Genomic DNA, 19,521 nt, shown 5'->3' with positions numbered 1-19,521 from the left:
GAGTCGTCCCCGCCAGCGGGGCCTATGGCGTGCGCTGGCGGGGACGACTCGGATGTGGGAGCCCCCGGGGGAGGGGTGGGGCAGGGTCAGGCGCGGCGGGCTCGGTTGCGGGCGCGGGCCAGCAGCAGGCCGGCGGCGATCAGCGCGAGGGCGACGAGGGCCGCTGCGCCGACGGTGCCGCCGGTGAGCGCGAGGCTGCCGCCGTTGCCGTCGGTCGGAGGCAGAGCCACGGCCGGCGCGGTCGGGCTCGGCGACGCGGTCGGCGTGGTCGGGGCGCCCTCGGCGACCGTGAACGTGGCGGTCAGCGCCTTGCCGGTCTGCTCGCCGGTCAGGGCGACGGTGTACTCGCCCGGCTCGGTCGGGGCGGTCAGCGACAGCGCGACGCCGCCGTCGATCACGTCGGTCCGTCCGATCGGGTCGGCGGCGGCCCGGACCGCGGCACCGGCCGCCGACACGGATCCGTTCACCTGACGGTCGCCGTTCAGGCCCGCGGCCGCGAGGGTGATCGTGCCACCCGGCGCGACCTTCTCGGGGGCGGTGAGGGTGGCGGCGGCCGACAGCGCGGGCAGGTCGCGGTTCAGCTGCAGGGCGCCCGCGATAGTGAAGAAGTTGTCGGTCTGGTCCGTGAGGCCGACGACGTTCGCCGCCCCGGGGCCGTAACCGGCGATCCGCACCTGGCTTCCGGTGTGCTGCTGCGAGCCGCCCGCGCCGGCGGTGCCGTAGGACACCTTCATCGTGGAGCCCTCGGTGGTCTTCAGGGCGATCGAGAGCGAGGTCGGCGGGGTGCTGTCCACGATCTGCGAGGTGTGCGCGTGGTCGGCGGTGACGATCACGAGGGTGTCGCCGTCGGCCTTGGCGAAGTCGAGCGCGACCTGCACGGCCTCGTCGAGGTCGATGGTCTCGCCGATCTGGCCGCAGGCGTTGGCGGCGTGGTCCTGCTTGTCGATGGATGCGCCCTCGACCTGCAGGAAGAAGCCCTTGCCGCCCTTGAGTAGATCGATCGACTTCTGGGTGAGCGCCGCGAGCGAGAGCGAGGAGTCGAGGCGGTCTGCGCTCTCGGTGCAGGTGACGGGCGCCGCATCGGCGCCGCCGACGGTGGCCGTCGTCTCGGCGAAGCGGGTGGGGAAGTTCCCCGCGGTGAACGTGCCCAGAACCGGGTGCGCCTGGTCCGCGGCGCTGATCGCGGCGAGGTCCGCGGCGGTGCGGGCGACCTGGTAGCCGCGGGTCTCGGCCTGCTGGAACAGGCTCGAACCCGGCCACGCGCCGGCCTTCGCGGTCTGATCGAACGACTCGGATCCGCCGCCGAGCGTGACGTCGGCCCTGGTGTCCAGGATCTGCTCGCTGATCGAGCCCTTGCCGCCGTTCTCGAGCAGGTCGGGCCCGCACTGCTTGACCGAGTCGGGGCCGTAGCACTTGCGTCCCGCGACGTGGGCGGCCTGCACCGCCGGGGTGGCGTCCTGCAGCTCGGCTGTGGACACGTTGCCGGTCTTGCGGCCGTTCGCCTTGGCGAGCTCGAGCAGCGTGTCGTGGCCCTTGCCCGCGATGTCGACGGAGATCGCGCCGTCATAGGTCTTGGTGCCGGTCGCCCAGGCCGAGCCGGTCGCGGCCGAATCGGGGACGTAGTCGGCCGAACCGTCCTTGTTGAGCGAGTAGGTCGTGTACGAGCCGGTGAGCGGCAGCGCGTCGATGCCGGGAAGGCGTCCGCCGGCGCCGTACTGGTAGTCGCGGGCGACCGTGATCTCGGAGTCGCCCATGCCGTCGCCGATGAGCAGGATCACGTTCTTCGCGGGACCTGCGACGATCGCGTCGCGTAGCGCCGCGGTCTGGTCGCCGTCGTTGCGCGTGGCCCCGCCCGGCACGGACGGGTCGGATGGTGCTGCGGCGTAGGCGGCGGGCGCGGCCAGCGCGGCGCCGGCGACGAGGGCGAGCGCGATCGCGGAGCGCGCGAACGTGGTTCTGGCGTTCATGGCTGTCTTCCTCTGGGGGAGCGGGGAGGGCCAGGCGGCTCGCGTCTGCGTGCCGGCCCGGCTCGTCCAGCCCATCAGCGCCAGAGGTACGGCGGGTGACGACGAGGTGACGAATCGATGAATCCGCTGAGTGCGGGCTATGAGCGCGCTGGATCCAGATTCCGGATCCGGATCCGGATCCGGATCGGATCCAGCTGCGTCGTCCTCGTCAGCGGAGCCCATAGGGTGCGCTGGCGGGGACGACTCGAAATGTGGGTGCTCTCCATCTCCGCGTCGTCCCCATCAGCGGAGCCCATGGGGTGCGCTGGCGGGGACGACTCGGAAGTGGAGGGGTCAGGCCGCGTTCCAGCGCAGGCGCGACGCGGCCTCGTCGAGGTCGCGACGGATCGTCTCGGCCTGTGCGACGGGGAGCAGCGCGACCAGAAGCGGCGACGTGCCGGGCGCCGGTGCCACCGCATAGGCGAGAGCGCGGGATCCGTCGTGCTCGTGGCTCAGCACGGCTCTGGTGGCCCTGCCCTCGGCGAGCGAGTACCAGGAGAACTCCCCGCCCGAGGCGAGCAGCACCGCGGCGGCCTCCGTGGCGCGGGCGAGCAGCGTACGGGATCCCTCTCCCGGGGCGAAGTGCGCACTGTCCAGGCCCAGCCCCGTGGCGAGGTCCGCACCGAGCCAGCGCTCGCGGTTCCGGTCTTCGGCGGCCACAGGGGCGAGCAGCGATCCGTAGGTCTGCAGCAGTCCGGCGTTGCCGATCGGCCAGGCGGCTTCCAGCCCCGCCCGGTCGTGCAGCGCCTCGAACAGGGGCTGCGCGAGGAGCGTCTCGCCGGTGCGCGCGTCGATCGCAGTGGCGAGGCCCCAGCGGCCGAAGAGGCCGACGGCGCGATCCGCATCGATCGCGGTCGCGAACTCATCGATCGTCGCGAGAGCCTCGGCGGCGGCACCGGCGGCCGCACCGGGGGCGGAAGCCGCGGCGGTGACCGCGCGGTCCGGATCCTCGATGCCTCCCATGCGCCCACACTACGCCGGTGCGCCGACGGCGGGCAGGGTCACCGGTATCGACGGGGAGTGTGCTCAGCGGTGCGCGGTGAGCGCTTCCGCGAGCGTGGTCAGGCCGAACTCGAACGCCTCGTCCACGTCGCCGCCGAGCTGGAACGCGCCGGCCTGCTCCATGGTGCAGAAGCCGTACGCCCACGCCGTCAGCGTGCGGGCGGCAGGGAGCGGGTCGGCGGCCGGGGCCGTGGCCCGCACGGCGCTCAGCAGGGTGCTCGTGAGGGCGAGCATGCCCTCGGACTGCGGCTCCGCACTCAACGCGGAGCCCGAGAACAGCAATGAGGACGCGCGGGGGGAGCGGGCGCTGAACGCCCGGAACGCCCGTGCGATCGCCCTGAGGGAGGCGGCGGGATCGGTCACCGATCCGGTCAGGGCGGCCACATCCTCATCGAGCTCGCGTGCGGCGTCGTCGGCGATGAGCCGCAGCAGGTCGTGTCGGTGTGCCACGTGCTTGTAGAGGCTGGGCGGGCGCACACCGACGGCGGCGGCGACCGCGCTGATCGTGACGGCGTCGATGCCCTCGTCCTCGGCGATGGCGCGCGCGGCGGCGGTGAGCGCGGAGCGGGTGACGCGTTGTGGTGCGGGCATCGGGTCCTCCTCTGCGGCAGACGCGTTGCGGCCGTCGCACTTCGATCATAAGGCTATTGACAGTAGCCATCATAGCTATATAACGTAGCCATCATGAATGCAGAGCTCATCCGGATCGGCGACGACATCGTCGCCATGCATGCCGTCGTCACCGACGAGGGCATCACGCTCATCGACGCAGGCCTGCCGGGTGACCGGCGGATCCTGCAGCAGGCGCTCGCCGCAGCGGGCCACCGCCCCGAAGACATCCGCGGCGTCGTGCTGACCCACGGCGACAGCGATCACATCGGCATCGCCGAGTGGCTGCGCACCGAGTACGACGTGCCGACCTTCGTGCACGAGGCGGATGCGGGCCGAGCGCAGGGGGAGAAGACGCCCGGCGCATCGGGCGGCGCCATGCGGCTCGGCCCTGCCCTGCAGTTCTTCGCCGCCGCGCTGCGCCGCGGCGGGCTGCGCACGAAGCACCTCGGCGCGGTGCGCACGATGCGGGACGGGGACGTGCTGGAGCTGCCCGGCGCTCCCGAGATCATCGGCCTCCCGGGGCACTCGCCCGGATCCGTCGCCATCCGCATTCCTGCCGTCGACGCGATCTTCGTCGGCGACGCCCTCACCACCCGGCACGTGCTGAACGGATCCACGGACGTGCAGCTCGGCCCGTTCAGCGATGCCCCGGAGCAGACGCCGGAGAGCCTCGAGCGCCTGCGCGCGCTGCCAGAGCGCACGATCGTGGTCGGCCACGGTCCGATCTTCCACGGCACCGCGGCCGAGATGCTCGCGGCCCGGAAGCGCTGAGCACGGTCCGCGCGTCGATCGGGTCGCGATTGCCTTGGCGGGGTCGCAGTTTCGGCTCGTTCGACGCCGGTTTTGGCGCCGGAACTGCGACCTGGACGAAAGGGCGACCTGAACGAAAAGGCGTGAGGGCGGGTCAGTCGCCGGCGGTCCGCAGGGCCGCCCAGAGCTCTGCGCGCGCCGGGAAGGATCCGAGGTCGGCGCCGAGGATCGACGACGCCTGGGCGATGCGGGTGCGCAGCGTGTGCCGGTGCACGCCGAGAGCGGCTGCGGCCGGCTCCAGGCGGGTGTCGTGCTCGAGCCAGATCCGCAGCGACCGCTCCAGCTCCGCCCCCTCCTGCGCGTCGTGCTGGCGGAGGGGGGCCAGCAGGGACTCGGCGATCAGTCGCGCCTCATCCGTCGCGAAGGCCGCCAGAACGCTCGACTCCGCGCTGTCCGCATAGCGGGTGACGCCTTCACCCGCGCGGCGCAGGGCGGTGAGCGCCTGTGCGTGCGCTCGCGAGAACCCGCTGTACTCCTCGGGCGCGGAGACGCCGATGCGCACCTCGGCCCGGGCGGCGACCTCGTCCAGCACCCCCGCATCGGCGACGCTCATGCTCATCACGAGTCCGTCTTCCGACTCCGCGAGGAACACGGCGGGCGCGGCGTCGCCCTGCTGCCGCTCCCACCATTCGATGACGGCGCCCTGGCGCGGACCCGCGGCGACGGCGACGACCACCGGGGCCGGCGGCAGAGCGCCGAGCACCCGCCGGGCCAGGGTCGGGTCGTCGGCGAGCAGCGAGGAGAGGAGCTGGCTGTGCAGTCGTCGCCGGCTGCGCGCCAGCTGCTCGCTCTGCTCGAGCGAGAGCCCTGCCATCGCGATGACCGAGGTCACCACGGCGCGGGTCTCCGGATCCAGAGTGCCGCTCGCGATCGCGACGATCCCGCGCAGGTGCCCCGCGCGCCCCACGGTGAGCAGCGTGTGCGCCGCATCGCCGTCCTGCACCACCCGATTCGCCGAGCCGCCGCGGGCGAGGAGATCCGCCGCCGCCGCCGCGACGACCGGGGAGGACCCGCCCGAGGGGTGCTCGTGCACGAGCTGGCCCGAGGCGTCGTACATGCCGACCCGGCAGTCGAGTCGGCGCGACAGCTCGGTGAGCGTGGACTCCAGTCCGTGCGGGCGGAGCGCGGCGACCGACAGCGCGCGCTGGGTCTCCAGCGCCCAGGTGCGCCTGGCGTACGCCTGGGCGGCGATCGCCTCGGAGTGCGCCCGCGCGACGGCGATGAACGGAGTGCCGTACGGCACCTCGAACAGCGGCAGACCGGTCTGCGCGCACGCGGCGGCGAGGTCTGCCGGGATCCCGCTGCGGTGCACCTCGGTGCCGAAGCCCAGCCCCACCACCCCGCGGTCGACGAGTCGGTGCACGTAGGCGTGGGTGCCCGCGGGGTCGTCGTCGGCGAACTGCGTGCCCGTCGTGAGCAGGGCGAGGTCCTCGGCGAGGAAGGGCGTGGGATCCGTGAGGTCGGAGTTGTGCACCCAGCGCAGCGGAAGGTCCAGGGATCCGGCAGGCAGCGCCGCCTCGGAGCCGACCAGCCGCAGATGCAGATCGCGGCGGCCGAGCAGGGTGCGCAGCGTGGGCTGCTGGTCCATGGGCGATGCTCCTTCGCAGCCGATCCTTGCGTGGCCGGATCGGCGAAATCGTGATCCAGATTGTACGCCACGGCGAATGCTGCCGGGCGGGGACCTCCGTAGTCTCGACGCCATGAGCACCATCGACGCGCAGGCAGACACGCTTCCCCTCGGCGGCCCCTCCCTTCCCCAGGAGCGCCGCCTCGTCACCGAGCTCCCCGGCCCGCGCTCGGCCGAGATCCTCGCCCGCAAGGCCTCGGCCGTTCCCGCCGGAGTAGGGCACACCGTGCCCGTCGCCGCGGTCGCCGCGGGCGGCGGCGTCGTCGTCGACGCCGACGGCAACTCGCTCATCGACCTGGGATCCGGCATCGCCGTGACCACGGTCGGCAGCGCGCACCCGAAGGTCGCCGCAGCCATCGCCGCGCAGGCCGCGCAGTTCACGCACACCTGCTTCATGATCTCCCCGTACGAGTCCTACGTGGAGGTGGCCGAGGCGCTCAACCGCCTCACCCCGGGTGACTTCGCCAAGAAGACGGCCCTGTTCAACTCGGGCGCCGAGGCGGTCGAGAACGCGATCAAGATCGCCCGCAAGCACACCGGCCGTCAGGCCGTCGTCGCCTTCGACCACGGCTACCACGGTCGCACCAACCTCACCATGGCGCTCACCGCCAAGGCGATGCCCTACAAGAGCGGCTTCGGCCCGTTCGCCCCCGAGGTGTACCGCGCGCAGGCCTCCTACCCCTTCCGCGACGGCCTGTCCGGCGCCGAGGCGGCGGCCCGCACGATCCTCCAGCTGGAGAAGCAGATCGGCGCCGAGAACCTGGCCGCCGTGATCATCGAGCCCATCCAGGGCGAGGGCGGATTCATCGTCCCCGCCGACGGCTACCTGCCGGCGATCGTGGAGTGGTGCCGCGCGAACGGCGTCGTCTTCATCGCCGACGAGGTGCAGACCGGCTTCGGCCGCACCGGCGCGATGTTCGCGAGCGAGATCTTCGGCATCGAGCCCGACCTCATCACGACCGCCAAGGGCATCGCCGGCGGCATGCCGCTGGCCGCTGTGACCGGCCGCGCCGAGATCATGGACGCCTCGCACTCCGGTGGCCTGGGCGGCACCTACGGCGGCAACCCGGTGGCCTGCGCCGCCGCGCTCGCCGCGATCGACGCCTACGAGACCGAGGGCCTCCTGGAGCGCGCGGTCGAGATCGGCGCGCTGCTCAAGGACCGCCTCGTCGCGATCCAGGCCGCAGACCCGCGCGTGGGCGACATCCGCGGCCACGGCGCGATGATCGCCGCCGAGTTCGTGGATCCCGCCACCGGCGCCCCGGATGCGGCGCTCACCGGCGCGGTCGCGAAGGCCGCGATCGCCCAGGGCGTCATCGTCCTCACCTGCGGCACGTTCGGCAACGTGATCCGTTTCCTCCCGCCGCTGACGATCGGCGACGACCTTCTCCACGAGGGTCTTGACGTCATCGCCGAAGCCCTCGCGGCCCACTGAGACGTCCGGGCGCGATCGGGATCGGGGGATGCTGGATCGCGCCCGGCAACTTTTCTGCACCAAAGCAAGACAAGACAGACGCAGCACCGCTGCACCGCGCACCAACGCGCATCCGATGAAGGAGTCGAAATTGGCCGATATCACCCGTGACGTGCTCATCGTGGGAGCGGGCGCCGCAGGCACCACCGCCGCGAACGAACTGCGCAAGGCGGGCTTGTCGGTCGTGGTGCTCGAGGCCCGCGACCGTGTCGGCGGGCGGCTGTGGACCGACGTCATCGACGGCGCCATGCTCGAGATCGGCGGCCAGTGGGTCTCGCCCGACCAGGATGCGCTGATCGAGACCATCGACGAGCTGGGGCTGGAGACCTACAGCCGCTACCGCGAGGGCGACAGCGTCTACGTCGGCCCCGACGGCACCCTGCACCGCTTCACGGGTGAGATGTTCCCGGTCTCCGCGGAGACCGAGAAGGTCATCGCCGAGATCACCGAGCGCCTCGACGCCATGGTCGCCGAGATCGACCCCGACCGCCCGTACGCGCACCCGAAGGCCGCCGAGTGGGACGCGGTCACCTGGGACGCCTGGCTGCGCGAGCAGAGCGACGACGACGAGGCCGTGCGCAACCTCGCGTTCGCGACCGGATCCGCGATGCTCACCAAGCCGACGCACACGTTCTCGCTGCTCCAGTCGCTGCTGATGGCGGCATCCGCGGGCTCTTACTCGAACCTCGTCGACGCCGACTTCATCCTCGACAAGCGCGTCGTGGGCGGACTGCAGCAGGTTCCGCTACTGCTCGCAGACCGCCTCGGCGACGACGTGCTGCTGAACCAGCCCGTGCGCTCGCTGGAGTGGGGTGAGAACGGCGTGACAGCGACGACCGACGCGCTCACGGTCCGCGCCCGCTACGCGATCCTCGCGCACGCGCCGGTGCTCTACGACCGGATCTCCTTCGTGCCTTCGCTGCCGCGCCGCCAGCACCAGATGCACCAGCACCTGTCGATGGGCTTCGTGATCAAGGTGCACGCCGTCTACGACCGCCCGTTCTGGCGCGAGCAGGGCCAGTCCGGCACGGCGTTCAGCCCCTACGAGCTCGTGCACGAGGCGTACGACAACACCAACCACGCCGACGAGCGCGGCACGCTGGTCGGCTTCGTGAGCGACCAGAACGCCGACGACGTGTTCGAGCTGAGCGCCGAGGAGCGCAAGGAGCGGATCCTCGAGTCCCTCGCGCACTACTACGGCCCCGCGGCCAAGAACCCGGTCGTCTACTACGAGAGCGACTGGGGCACCGAGGAGTGGACCCGCGGCGCCTACGCCGCGAGCTTCGACATGGGCGGCCTGCACCGTTACGGCAAGGACCTCCGCGCCTCCGTGGGCCCGATCCACTTCGCCTGCTCCGACCTGGCCGGCGCCGGCTACCAGCACGTCGACGGCGCGATCCGCATGGGTCGCCTCGCCGCGTCGCAGATCCTCGAAGCGGACCGCTCCGCGGTCGCCGACGAGTTGCGCGAGCCCGCCCTGGATGGCGCATGACCCGAGCCATCGTCGTCGGCTTCCGCCCGACGAACTCCGGATCCGACGCCCTCGCGCTGGGCGTGCGGCTCGCGCGCAGCGCCGGAGCGCACCTGCACGTCGTGACGGTACTGCCCCGTGAGGGTGCGCTGTCGGCCGCGGTGCCGCCGGAGCGCTCCTACGAGACGCACATCCAGAAGCAGGCGCGCACGTGGCTGCGCGACGCCGCCGGTCGCATTCCGGCCGGCGTCTCGCACTCCGGCCACGTGCGCCTGGCGGAGTCGTTCGCCGAGGGCCTCGTCGAGGCCGCGGAGGAGTTCGGGGCGGGGCTGATCGTCGTTGGCGCCGCCAACGGCGGCCTGTTCGGCTATCACCGGATCGGGAGCGTCGCCAGCGAGCTGCTGCACTTCTCTCCGGTGCCCGTGGCGCTGGCGCCCGCGGGTCTCGCCCGTGGCATCGACGCCGACACCGACGTGTCCAGGGTGACGGCCGCGATCGGCACCCGGCCCGGCGCCGACGTGCTGCTGGATGCGGCCGTGCGGCTCGCCGCGATGACCGACAGCGGACTGAGGCTCATCTCGCTCGTGCCGTTCGACATGCCGGCGGGTCTCAGCACGGGTTCGATGCGCCTGGTCGACGACGCGCTCGGCGAGGACGTGCTCGCCCGTGCGTCCGACGCGCTCCCCGAGGGCGTCGACGCCGAGCTCGAGCACGCGCCGGGCGGGACGATCGAAGAGGCCGTGGCGCGACTGGCGTGGAAGCCGGGCGAGATGCTCGTCGTGGGATCCAGCCGGCTCGCGCAGCCGCGCCGGCTCTTCCTGGGCTCCACGGCGGCCAAGATGCTGCATGTGCTGCCGGTCCCCATGATCGTCGTGCCGCGCACGAGCAACGACCCGCTTGCGGACGCACTGGAGAAGGCCGCGCCGGACACCACCACCGACACCGAGACCCCGAAGGGAGCCGACGCATGACCGCCACCGACGAGCGGACCGCCGTGCAGGCTGAAACGCCCTCCGATTCGGTGACCGGCGGCATCTCCCGCAAGGGGCTGAGCGTCGGCACGGTCGGCCTCCTCGGCGCGATCGTGATGGGCATCTCCTGCATCGCCCCGGCCTACACCTTCACCGCCGGCGTCGGCCCCACCGCCTCCGCCGTGGGCACCCAGGTGCCCGCGGTGCTGCTGGTCGGCTTCATCCCGATGCTGCTCGTGGCCTTCGGCTACCGCGAGCTGAACCGCGAGATGCCCGACTCCGGCACCTCCTTCACGTGGGCGACCCGCGCCTTCGGGCCCTGGATCGGCTGGATGGCCGGCTGGGGTCTCATCGCCGCGACCATCCTGGTGCTGTCGAACCTCGCCGGTATCGCGGTCGACTTCCTGTTCCTGCTGATCTCCCAGATCGCGCAGAACCCCGGGATCTCGGATCTCGCCTCCAACCCGTTCATCAACGTGGGCGTGTGCCTGTTGTTCATGCTCGGGGCGACCTGGATCTCGTATCGCGACATGCAGACCTCGCAGAAGCTGCAGTACGTGCTGGTCGGCTTCCAGCTCGTCGTGCTGCTGGTGTTCGCGGTGGTCGCGATCGTGCGCGGCGCGAGCGGCGACGCCTTCGACCCCACGCGCTTCGACATCCAGTGGTTCGACCCGTTCGCGATCTCCTCGGTCGGCGCGCTGGTGACCGGCCTGTCGCTGTCGATCTTCATGTTCTGGGGCTGGGACGTCACCCTCACCATGAACGAGGAGACGAAGGATCCCGAGCGCACCCCCGGGCGTGCGGCGACCACGACGGTGATCACCATCATCTCGGTCTACCTGCTGCTGACGATCGGCATGATCATGTTCGCGGGCGTCGGAACCGGAGCCTTGGGTCTCGGCAACGAAGGCATCCAGGAGAACGTGTTCTTCGCGCTGTCGGGCCCGATCATGGGGCCGCTCGCGTTCCTCGTGTCGCTCGCCGTGCTCACCTCTTCCGCATCGTCGCTGCAGTCCACGTTCGTGAGCCCGGCCCGCACCCTGCTCGCGATGGGCCACTACGGGGCGCTGCCGCCGAAGTTCGCCACGGTGAGCCCGCGGTTCTTCACCCCGGGGTACGCGACGGTGGTCGCCGCGATCGTGGCCAGCGCGTTCTACGCGATCATGCGCCTGGTGAGCGACACCGTGCTCTGGGACACAATCGCGGCGCTGGGGATCATGATCTGCTTCTACTACGGGATCACGGCGTTCGCCTGCGTGTGGTACTTCCGCAAGCAGTGGTTTGACTCGGCGCGGAACGTGTTCTTCACGTTCCTGTTCCCCCTCATCGGGGGGATCATCCTCTTCGGCATCTTCGGGCTGTCCCTCGTGGAGAGCTGGACGCCGGGGGCGACCGGCAGCGGATCGCAGATCGGAGGTGTCGGGCTGGTGTTCATCCTGGGCGTCTCGGTCATCCTGCTGGGCGTCGTGGTGATGATCGTCCAGTACGTCCGATCCCCGGGCTTCTTCCGCGGGGAGACGCTCACCATGGCCGCACCGGAGAGCCTGCGCCGCCGCTGAGGCGTGACGCGGATCCGCAACAGATATCGAGAAAGAAGGAGCACTCATGACCGATCAGGAGAAGACGCTGCTGGACAGCGTCCCCACCGGGCTCTACATCGCGGGCGAGTGGGTCGCCGCTGAAGGCGATAAGACCTTCGACGTGCGTGATCCCGCCACCAACGACGTCGTGCGCACGATCGCCGACGCCTCGCCGGCGGACGGCATGCGGGCGCTCGACGCGGCCGTCGCCGCACAGGACTCCTGGGCCGCGACCCCGCCGCGCACGCGCAGCGACATCCTCCGCCGCGCGTTCGACCTCGTGCAGGCGCACAAGGAGGACCTGGCGCTGCTGATGACCATCGAGATGGGCAAGCCTCTGGCGGAGGCCCGTGGCGAGGTCGGCTACGGCGGGGAGTTCCTGCGCTGGTTCAGCGAGGAGGCGGTGCGCATCTCCGGCCGCTACGGCCTGAACCCCGAGGGCACCGGCCGCATGGTCGTCTCGCAGCGCCCCGTGGGCCCCTCGTTCTTCGTGACCCCGTGGAACTTCCCGTTCGCGATGGCGACCCGCAAGATCGCGCCCGCGCTCGCGGCCGGCTGCACCGTGGTCATCAAGCCCCCGGCACTGACCCCGCTCACCACGATGTACTTCGTCAAGCTGCTCGAGGAGGCCGGCCTGCCCGCCGGCGTCGTGAACGTCGTGCAGACCTCGCGCTCCTCCGCGCTGTCGGCTCCGATCATCGCCGACCCGCGGCTGCGCAAGCTGTCCTTCACCGGCTCCACCGAGGTCGGCCGCAAGCTCATCGCCCAGGCGGCGGAGGGCGTGCTGCGGGTGTCGATGGAGCTCGGCGGCAACGCCCCGTTCGTGGTCTTCGAAGACGCGGATCTGGACAAGGCCGTGGAGGGCGCCCTCGCGGCGAAGTTCCGCAACATCGGCCAGGCGTGCACCGCCGCGAACCGGTTCATCGTGCACCAGGACGTCGCGGACGAGTTCGCCCGGCGCATCACCGAGCGCGTGGACGCGATGAAGATCGGTCGTGGCACCGAGGACGGCGTCTCGATCGGCCCGCTGATCGACCACGACGCGGTCGCCAAGGCGCAGGAGCTCGTCGGCGACGCCGTCGGGCGCGGCGCGACGCTGCTGTCCGGCGGCAAGGCGCTCGAGGGCGTCGGATCCTTCTACGAGCCGACCGTGCTCGCGAACGTGCAGGCCGGAAGCGAGATCCTCCGTGAGGAGATCTTCGGCCCGGTGCTCGCGATCGCGACCTTCGCCGACGAGGCGGAGGCCGTGCGCCTCGCGAACGACACCGAGTACGGCCTGGTGTCCTACGTGTTCACGCAGGACCTCGCTCGCGGTCACCGGATGATCGACGCGCTCGAGACGGGCATGATGGGTCTGAACGTGGGCGTCGTCTCCAACGCGGCCGCCCCCTTCGGCGGCGTCAAGCAGTCGGGTGTCGGCCGCGAGGGCGGTTTCGAGGGCATCCACGAGTACCTGTCCACCAAGTACACGCTGATCCCGGTCGACTGAGACATCCGGACGGAACGCGGCGATCCTCCGGGAGCCGCGTTCCGTCCCCTCCTGCAACCACGATCTGACCAACCGAAAGGAACCGGAATGAGCGACTACGCCGTCGTCAACCCGGCCACGGGCGAGACCCTGGCCACCTACGAGACCTTCACCGACGCGCAGATCGAGGACGCCGTGTCGCGCGCCCACGCCGCGGCCGCGGTGTGGGGGGCCACGCCCGTCGCCGAGCGCGCCGCGGTCGTGCGGAAGATCGCCGAGGGGCACCGTGCCCGTCGTGACGAGTTCGCCGCGATCATCGTCCGCGAGATGGGCAAGCCGCTCGCCGCCGCGGTCGGCGAGGTCGACTTCGCCGCCGACATCATCGAGTTCTACGCCGACAACGCGGAGAAGATCAACGCCGACCAGCCGCTGGACATCCTCGGCGAGGGCACCGCGGTGATCCGCAAGGCGCCCCTCGGTGCGCTGTTCGGCATCATGCCGTGGAACTTCCCGGCCTACCAGGTCGCCCGGTTCACCGGTCCGAACCTGGCGATCGGCAACACGATCATCCTCAAGCACGCACCGCAGTGCCCCGAGTCCGCGGCGCTCCTCGAGGAGATCTACCGCGACGCCGGCCTGCCCGACGGGGGCTATGTCAACGTGTACGCCACGAACGAGCAGTCCGCGACGATCGTCGCCGACCCGCGCGTGCAGGGCGTCTCGGTGACCGGATCCGAGCGCGCCGGTGCGGCTGTGGCCGAGGTGGCAGGACGCAACCTGAAGAAGGTCGCGCTCGAGCTCGGCGGATCCGACCCGTTCATCCTGCTGTCCACCGACGACCTGGACGCGACGGTGCAGGCGGCCGTCGACGCGCGCCTGGACAACAACGGGCAGGCCTGCAACGGCGCCAAGCGCTTCATCGTCGTGGACGGCCTCTACGACGCGTTCGTGGAGAAGGCCGTCGCGGCGATGTCGGCCGTCAGCCCGGCCGACCCGACGCAGGAGGACACCGTGCTCGGCCCGCTCGTGTCGGAGGCGGCCGCGATCAACCTGCAGAAGCAGGTCGACGGCGCCGTGGCGCAGGGCGCGACCCTGCTCACCGGTGGAACCAGGGAGGGTGCCTTCTACGCCCCGACGCTGCTCGCCGACGTCACGCCCGCGATGGACGTGTACCGCGAGGAGCTGTTCGGCCCGGCCGCGGTCGTCTACCGCGTCGCCGACGAGGACGCGGCGGTCGCGCTCGCGAACGACACCTCGTTCGGGCTCGGATCCTACGTGTTCACCACCGACGAGGCGCAGGCCGAGCGCGTGGCGAACGGCATCGACGCGGGCATGGTCTACGTGAACGTCGTGCTCGCCGACAGCCCGGAGCTGCCCTTCGGCGGAGTGAAGCGCAGCGGCACCTCGCGCGAGCTGGGCCTGCTCGCCGCCGACGAGTTCGTGAACAAGAAGCTCATCCGCGTCGCCTGATCCCGGCGGGCGCGGGGTGACCACGCGTACCGCGGGGTGACCGCGAGACCGAACCTCCGTCCCGAGACCGACGATCGTATCGCCGGTCTCGGGACGGAGTTTCGGTTTCACCGGCAATGACGGCGAACAAGCGGCCACGGGCGCGGACGTCGCACCTCCTGCGGCGCCCGCCCCGTCGTCGTCCCCGGTCTGCGGCGGGCGTCACCTTCCTCCCGCTCCCGTCGCAGAGGATGTCGCTATCGGTGAACCAGAGCGGCAACCTTCGCGACGGGAGCGGGTGGATCAGCTTCGGTCTCGCGGTCAATGCGGGGCGCGCGGACCGGCCGAGGGGGCGGGGACGGGCGTAGCCTCGGAGTGTCCTGTTTGCTTTCACGAGAGGCCGCCATGACCACCGTCGCCGAGAACATCGTCAGCACCCTTCGCGCGAACGGGGTGAAGCGCGTGTACGGGATCCCCGGGGACTCCCTGAACGGCTTCACCGACGCCCTGCGCAAGGACGGCGCCCTCCGCTGGGTGCACGTGCGCCATGAGGAGACCGCCGCCTTCGCCGCGGCTGCCGAAGCCGCGCTGACGGGGGAGCTGGCGGTGGTGGCCGGATCCTGCGGTCCGGGCAACCTGCACCTCATCAACGGCCTCTACGACGCCAACCGCTCGCGGGTGCCGGTACTCGCGATCGCCGCGCACATCCCGACCAGCGAGATCGGCACCCAGTACTTCCAGGAGACCCATCCGCAGGAGCTGTTCCGCGAATGCAGCGTGTACGTCGAGTATGTGTCGGATCCGGCTCAGATGCCGCGGCTGCTGCAGATCGCGATGCGTCAGGCGATCGAGAAGCGCGGCGTCGCCGTGCTCGTCATCCCGGGGGACATCGCGCTCGCGCAGGCGGACGACGATCGTGTCACGGTGATCGAGCGCAGCAGGCCCGTGGTGGTGCCGAGCGGCCCGGAGCTGGAGCGCGCGGCGACCCTGCTGAACGCCGCGTCCAAGGTCACGATCCTCGCCGGCGCGGGTGCCGAAGGGGCGCACGACGAGATCGTCGCTCTCGCCGACCGCCTTGCCGCCCCCGTCGTGCACGCCCTCCGCGGCAAGGAGTTCGTGGAGTACGACAACCCCTTCGACGTGGGGATGACCGGCCTGCTCGGCTTCGCCTCCGGCTACCGGGCGATGGACGGCGCCGACGCCCTGCTGATCCTCGGATCCGACTTCCCCTATCCGCAGTTCTACCCGGCGAATGCGACGACGATCCAGGTCGACATCCGCGGAGAGAACCTGGGACGGCGCCATCCGCTGGATCTGGGCCTCGTCGGCGATGTCGGCGCGACCGCGGCGGCGCTGCTGCCGCGACTCAAGGCCGACCGTCGACGGGTGCACCTCGATGACGCCACGGCGCACTACCGCAAGACCAGGGCCAAGCTCGACGAGCTGGCGGTGCCCTCACGCGGCAAGGCCCCGATCCACCCGCAGTACCTGGCGCGGCTGCTCGACGAGGCCGCAGCGGACGACGCCGTCTTCACCGCCGACGTGGGCTCGCCCACGGTCTGGGCCGCCCGCTACCTGCACATGAACGGCAAGCGCCGGCTCATCGGATCCTTCAACCACGGTTCCATGGCGAACGCGTTGCTGCACGGAATCGGCGCGCAGGCGACGGAGCCGGATCGCCAGGTCGTGGCGCTCGCGGGCGATGGCGGGCTCACGATGATGCTCGGCGAGCTCATCTCGCTCACGCAGAACCGGCTGCCGGTGAAGACGATCGTGGTGAACAACTCCTCGCTCAACTTCGTGGAGTTGGAGATGAAGGCCGCAGGCTTCGTGAACTACGGCACCGACCTGCACAATCCCGACTTCGCAGCCGTCGCGGAGGCCATGGGCATCTTCGGGCGGCGTGTGGAACGCAGCGAGGACCTGCCCGCCGCGCTCGCCGAGGTGCTCGCGCACGACGGCCCGGCGCTCCTGGACGTCGTGACCGAGCGGCAGGAGCTCTCCATGCCGCCAGCGGTGAACGCCGAACAGGTCAAGGGCTTCGCGCTGTACGCGATCCGCACCGTGCTCTCCGGGCGCGGCGACGAGCTGCTCGACCTGGCGAAGGCCAACTGGCGCCAGCTGTTCTGAGCGGGGACGGATCCGATCCCGTGGCAGTGCCCCGGGACCGGATCCGGATCCGTGTCAGTCTTCTGCGAGCCGACGCACCTCGGCCGCCTCGGCGTCGCGGCCGAGGCCCTGCAGAACATCGCCGAGCTCGAGCGCGGCGATCTGGCGGAGCGGCGGGATGCCCGCCGCCTGGTCGAGCACCGCGCGATAGGCGGCGACCGCATCGGCCGCGCGCCCTCCGCCGTTGAGCGCGCGGGCGGCGAGCAGCGCCGATCCGCCGGCGGACTGCGCGTCGCCTACGGCGGCGAACGCATCCGAGGCCGTGAGCGCCGCGGCGACGCCCTCGTCCACGCGCTCGGCGGCCAGCAGCGCCCGCGCGCGCGAGTCCGTGACGTCGGCGACGACCCAGTCCGCATCGTTCGCCCGCGCGACGGCCTCGACCTCGTCGAACAGCACGAAGGCGCGAGGATCCTGCTGCGCGCCGTACGACTGGCCGAGGGTGTGCAGCACCTCGACCATGGCGGCCGGGGCGTCCTCGGCCGTGCGGACGATCGTCGCGGCCTCCTCGAGGGTCTCGACGGCCTGGTCCCGTTCGTCGTACTGAGCGAGGATCTGGGCACGATTCATCAGCGCGAGCGCCTGATCGGCGGGGTTCTCCGCCTCGCCGAACAGTTCGGCCGCGTAGCCGAAGGCGCCGTACGCCTGCCCGCCCTCGCCGGCCGCACGGAGCGCCCGTGCCAGCATCAGCGCGGTCATCGCCCGGCTGCCCGCGGGGACCTCGTCCGCCTCCTCGAGCTGCAGCACCTCGCCGAACAGCTCCGCGGCCTCGTCCACCGCGCCGGAGTTCAGCATGCTGCGCGCCACCCGATACTTCGCCCCTGCGACGTCGCCGCCGTGCTGCTCCAGCAGGCGGGCGCCGACGCGATAGCGCGCGAGCGCCTGCTCCGGCTCCTCCGCGTCCTCCCAGAGGGCGCCGGCGAGCATCTGTGCCCCTGCGAGACCCGGCCTGCTGCCGAGCTCCGCCAGGATGCGGCCGGCCTCGTCGGCGTCGGCCGCCCCCTCGGCGAATGCGCCGCGCCCGCCATGGACGCGTGCCCGCATCTCGAGCATCCGCGCGCGCACGCCGAGCGTGATCGAGGAATCGGCCAGCAGCGCGTCGGTCCGCGCGAGCGCCTCGTCGACCCGCTCGGAGCGCAGCAGCGCCATGGCCGCGGCGATCTCGGCGCCGTGCCCGAGGCGTGCGTCGCCCGCCTCGGCGAACAGGGCGGCAGCCTGCTCTGAGAGCGCGAGCGCGGCGGCCGGATCATCCTCGCCGAGATCGAACGCCAGAGTCAGGGCGATGTCGCCGCGGGTCGCCGGCGGCAGGGCTGCGGGGCCGGACGGATCCGCGGAGGCCGCGAACAGCTCGGCGAGCGCGGCGTTGTCGGTCTCCGTCGCGGTGCCGAACAGAGCCAGTCCGAACCGCTCCTCGACGTCGGCCTGGGCCTCGAGCCCGGCGGCACGCAGAGAGCGCAGGCGGTCCGGCAGCAGCGCGGCGGCTTCCTCGACCCGCTCCAGGTTCACCAGCGCGGCGAGTCGCTGGCCGGTGAGCACCGCGTGGCGCTCGGCATCGACCCGGTCGATCACGTGCGCCAGCGCGTCCAGCGTGTCCGCCGCCGCGCCATAGCCGGCGAGGTCGAGCACGCGACGGTACCAGCCCTCGTCGTCGGTCGGGGTCGCATCCACCGCTGGCGCCACGAACACGTCGCTGCGGATCGGCACGTCGTAACGCTCGCCGGCCGTCTTCCGTGCGAACTGCAGGCGCTGCGCGTGATTGTCGGTGCCGTCGCGCTCGTCGAACCGCACGCCGATCCGCTCCGCCGCGGCCCAGGCGGCCGCCGCGAGCTCGGCGGCGGACCATGCCACGCCGTCCGCGTCGTCGTGCGCGCCGAAGAAGCGCTCCAGGTCGGGGGAGCCGGCTCCGCGCACGGGTGTCGCGCCGTGGCCTGCCGCCGTGACCGCGTCGAGAGCGGTGCCGATCGCGGTGAGCATCCCGAAGTGGCCCTGCGCATTCAGCGGGTCGTGGGCGAGCCAGGGGAGGTGCCGCTCGATGAGGGTGAGCGCACGGGCCTCGTTGCCGCTCAGCGCGCAGAACCGGATGCTGTTCGCGATCGCGGTGAGCAGATCGGGGTTGTCCTTCGCGAGCCGGTAGCTGCGCAGATGCGCCGCACGCGCCTGCTCGCCGCGGCCGAGACGCAGGTACGGCAGCAGCGACATCGAGAGGGCGTGCTCTGGCTCCTCGCCGCAGGAGAAGCCACCCTCGAGCATCTCCTCGACGAGCCGGATCGCGTCCTCGTCGCGGTCCGTGTCGGCGAAGAACCCGGCGACCTGGCTCCGGCCGCACGCGTCGCAGTGGCTGTGCGAATCGCGCGGCGTCGCCTCCAGCTGCACGCGCAGTCGTTCCGCATCATCCATCCGCCCTGCCGCGTGCGCATCCTCGAAGCGCGCCATCAGCACGCCGCTCATCCCGAGCCCCGCGGTGCGGTAGTGCGCCTCCATGTCGTCCAGGACAGCCGTGATCTGCTCCGGGGAGAACGCGGGCGAGCTGCGCAGCGACGACGCCATCCACTTGAACTGCCACATCAGGTCGGCCGCGCCGTTGTCGATGTCGGCGGGGAAGCGGGCCGGATCCGCGTCGTGGTGCGTGAGGCACCAGGCGAACGAGCTCAGCATCAGGTCGGTGAGCCCGCCCATGTTCGCCGACGCGGTCTGCCGCATCCGGGCCTGGTACTCGAGCTGCTCATCTCCGATCTCCTGCGCGAGCGCGACGGCCTCGGCGACGAGAGCCTGCTCCTGGGGCCCCCAGGGCGTGCGGTCGATCTCTTCGAGGAGCCGGTCCAGCTCCGCGTTCTGTCCTGCCATGTCTTCCTCCGGATGTGCGGACCCGCCGGGAGCGGGTGAGG

Annotated in this window: 13 protein-coding genes; 8 read left to right on the top strand and 5 right to left on the bottom strand. The window is 71.6% G+C overall.

Annotated elements, in window-relative coordinates; translation table 11 throughout:
• Positions 1-86: 86 nt before the first annotated feature.
• From phoA to AC1DG4_RS18160, 3 genes are all read right to left on the bottom strand, one after another.
• A complete protein-coding gene (gene phoA / locus AC1DG4_RS18170; protein WP_477380142.1) occupies positions 87-1,967 on the bottom strand; it encodes an alkaline phosphatase in 1,881 nt (626 codons plus the stop codon).
• A gap of 333 nt (positions 1,968-2,300) precedes the next feature.
• On the bottom strand, positions 2,301-2,969 hold the full coding sequence (locus AC1DG4_RS18165) for an amino acid deaminase (protein WP_477380140.1): 669 nt from the start codon (positions 2,967-2,969) through the stop codon (positions 2,301-2,303).
• 63 nt (positions 2,970-3,032) lie between these two features.
• A complete protein-coding gene (locus AC1DG4_RS18160; protein WP_477380138.1) occupies positions 3,033-3,599 on the bottom strand; it encodes a TetR/AcrR family transcriptional regulator in 567 nt (188 codons plus the stop codon).
• A 93-nt stretch (positions 3,600-3,692) separates the two neighbouring features.
• Between AC1DG4_RS18160 and AC1DG4_RS18155 the strand changes: the two genes are divergently transcribed.
• Complete coding sequence (locus AC1DG4_RS18155) at positions 3,693-4,391, top strand: MBL fold metallo-hydrolase (RefSeq protein WP_477380136.1); 699 nt, start codon at positions 3,693-3,695, stop codon at positions 4,389-4,391.
• A 133-nt stretch (positions 4,392-4,524) separates the two neighbouring features.
• Here the strand turns inward: AC1DG4_RS18155 and AC1DG4_RS18150 are convergent, their stop codons facing one another.
• Positions 4,525-6,018, bottom strand: coding sequence for a PucR family transcriptional regulator (locus AC1DG4_RS18150; protein WP_477420447.1), 1,494 nt, complete (start codon positions 6,016-6,018; stop codon positions 4,525-4,527).
• A gap of 112 nt (positions 6,019-6,130) precedes the next feature.
• Between AC1DG4_RS18150 and gabT the strand changes: the two genes are divergently transcribed.
• The 7 genes from gabT to poxB all read left to right on the top strand — a co-directional run bounded on the left by gabT (position 6,131) and on the right by poxB (position 16,600).
• Positions 6,131-7,492, top strand: a complete 1,362-nt coding sequence (gene gabT / locus AC1DG4_RS18145) for a 4-aminobutyrate--2-oxoglutarate transaminase (RefSeq protein ID WP_477380132.1) — start codon at positions 6,131-6,133, stop codon at positions 7,490-7,492.
• Positions 7,493-7,622: 130 nt separating this feature from the next.
• Positions 7,623-9,023 carry a flavin monoamine oxidase family protein gene (locus tag AC1DG4_RS18140; RefSeq protein ID WP_477380130.1) on the top strand — a complete coding sequence of 467 codons (1,401 nt, stop codon included), beginning with the start codon at positions 7,623-7,625 and terminating at the stop codon, positions 9,021-9,023.
• Positions 9,020-9,973 carry a universal stress protein gene (locus AC1DG4_RS18135; RefSeq protein ID WP_477380128.1) on the top strand — a complete coding sequence of 318 codons (954 nt, stop codon included), beginning with the start codon at positions 9,020-9,022 and terminating at the stop codon, positions 9,971-9,973. Before AC1DG4_RS18140 ends, AC1DG4_RS18135 begins: the two co-directional genes overlap by 4 nt.
• Positions 9,970-11,532 carry an APC family permease gene (locus AC1DG4_RS18130; RefSeq protein WP_477380127.1) on the top strand — a complete coding sequence of 521 codons (1,563 nt, stop codon included), beginning with the start codon at positions 9,970-9,972 and terminating at the stop codon, positions 11,530-11,532. Before AC1DG4_RS18135 ends, AC1DG4_RS18130 begins: the two co-directional genes overlap by 4 nt.
• A 46-nt stretch (positions 11,533-11,578) precedes the next feature.
• A complete protein-coding gene (locus tag AC1DG4_RS18125; protein WP_477380125.1) occupies positions 11,579-13,042 on the top strand; it encodes an NAD-dependent succinate-semialdehyde dehydrogenase in 1,464 nt (487 codons plus the stop codon).
• A gap of 87 nt (positions 13,043-13,129) precedes the next feature.
• Positions 13,130-14,491 carry an NAD-dependent succinate-semialdehyde dehydrogenase gene (locus AC1DG4_RS18120; RefSeq protein WP_477380123.1) on the top strand — a complete coding sequence of 454 codons (1,362 nt, stop codon included), beginning with the start codon at positions 13,130-13,132 and terminating at the stop codon, positions 14,489-14,491.
• Between the two features lie 384 nt (positions 14,492-14,875).
• Positions 14,876-16,600 carry a ubiquinone-dependent pyruvate dehydrogenase gene (gene poxB / locus AC1DG4_RS18115; RefSeq protein WP_477380121.1) on the top strand — a complete coding sequence of 575 codons (1,725 nt, stop codon included), beginning with the start codon at positions 14,876-14,878 and terminating at the stop codon, positions 16,598-16,600.
• A 54-nt stretch (positions 16,601-16,654) separates the two neighbouring features.
• Here the strand turns inward: poxB and AC1DG4_RS18110 are convergent, their stop codons facing one another.
• Positions 16,655-19,480 (bottom strand): hypothetical protein, encoded by a 2,826-nt coding sequence (locus AC1DG4_RS18110; RefSeq protein ID WP_477380119.1) that lies wholly within the window; start codon positions 19,478-19,480, stop codon positions 16,655-16,657.
• Positions 19,481-19,521 lie beyond the last annotated feature (41 nt).

Source organism: Microbacterium sp. 05N427, from assembly GCF_056397105.1.
The sequence above is the reverse complement of the archived record's forward strand: the minus strand, read 5'-3'. Positions and strand labels throughout refer to the sequence as shown.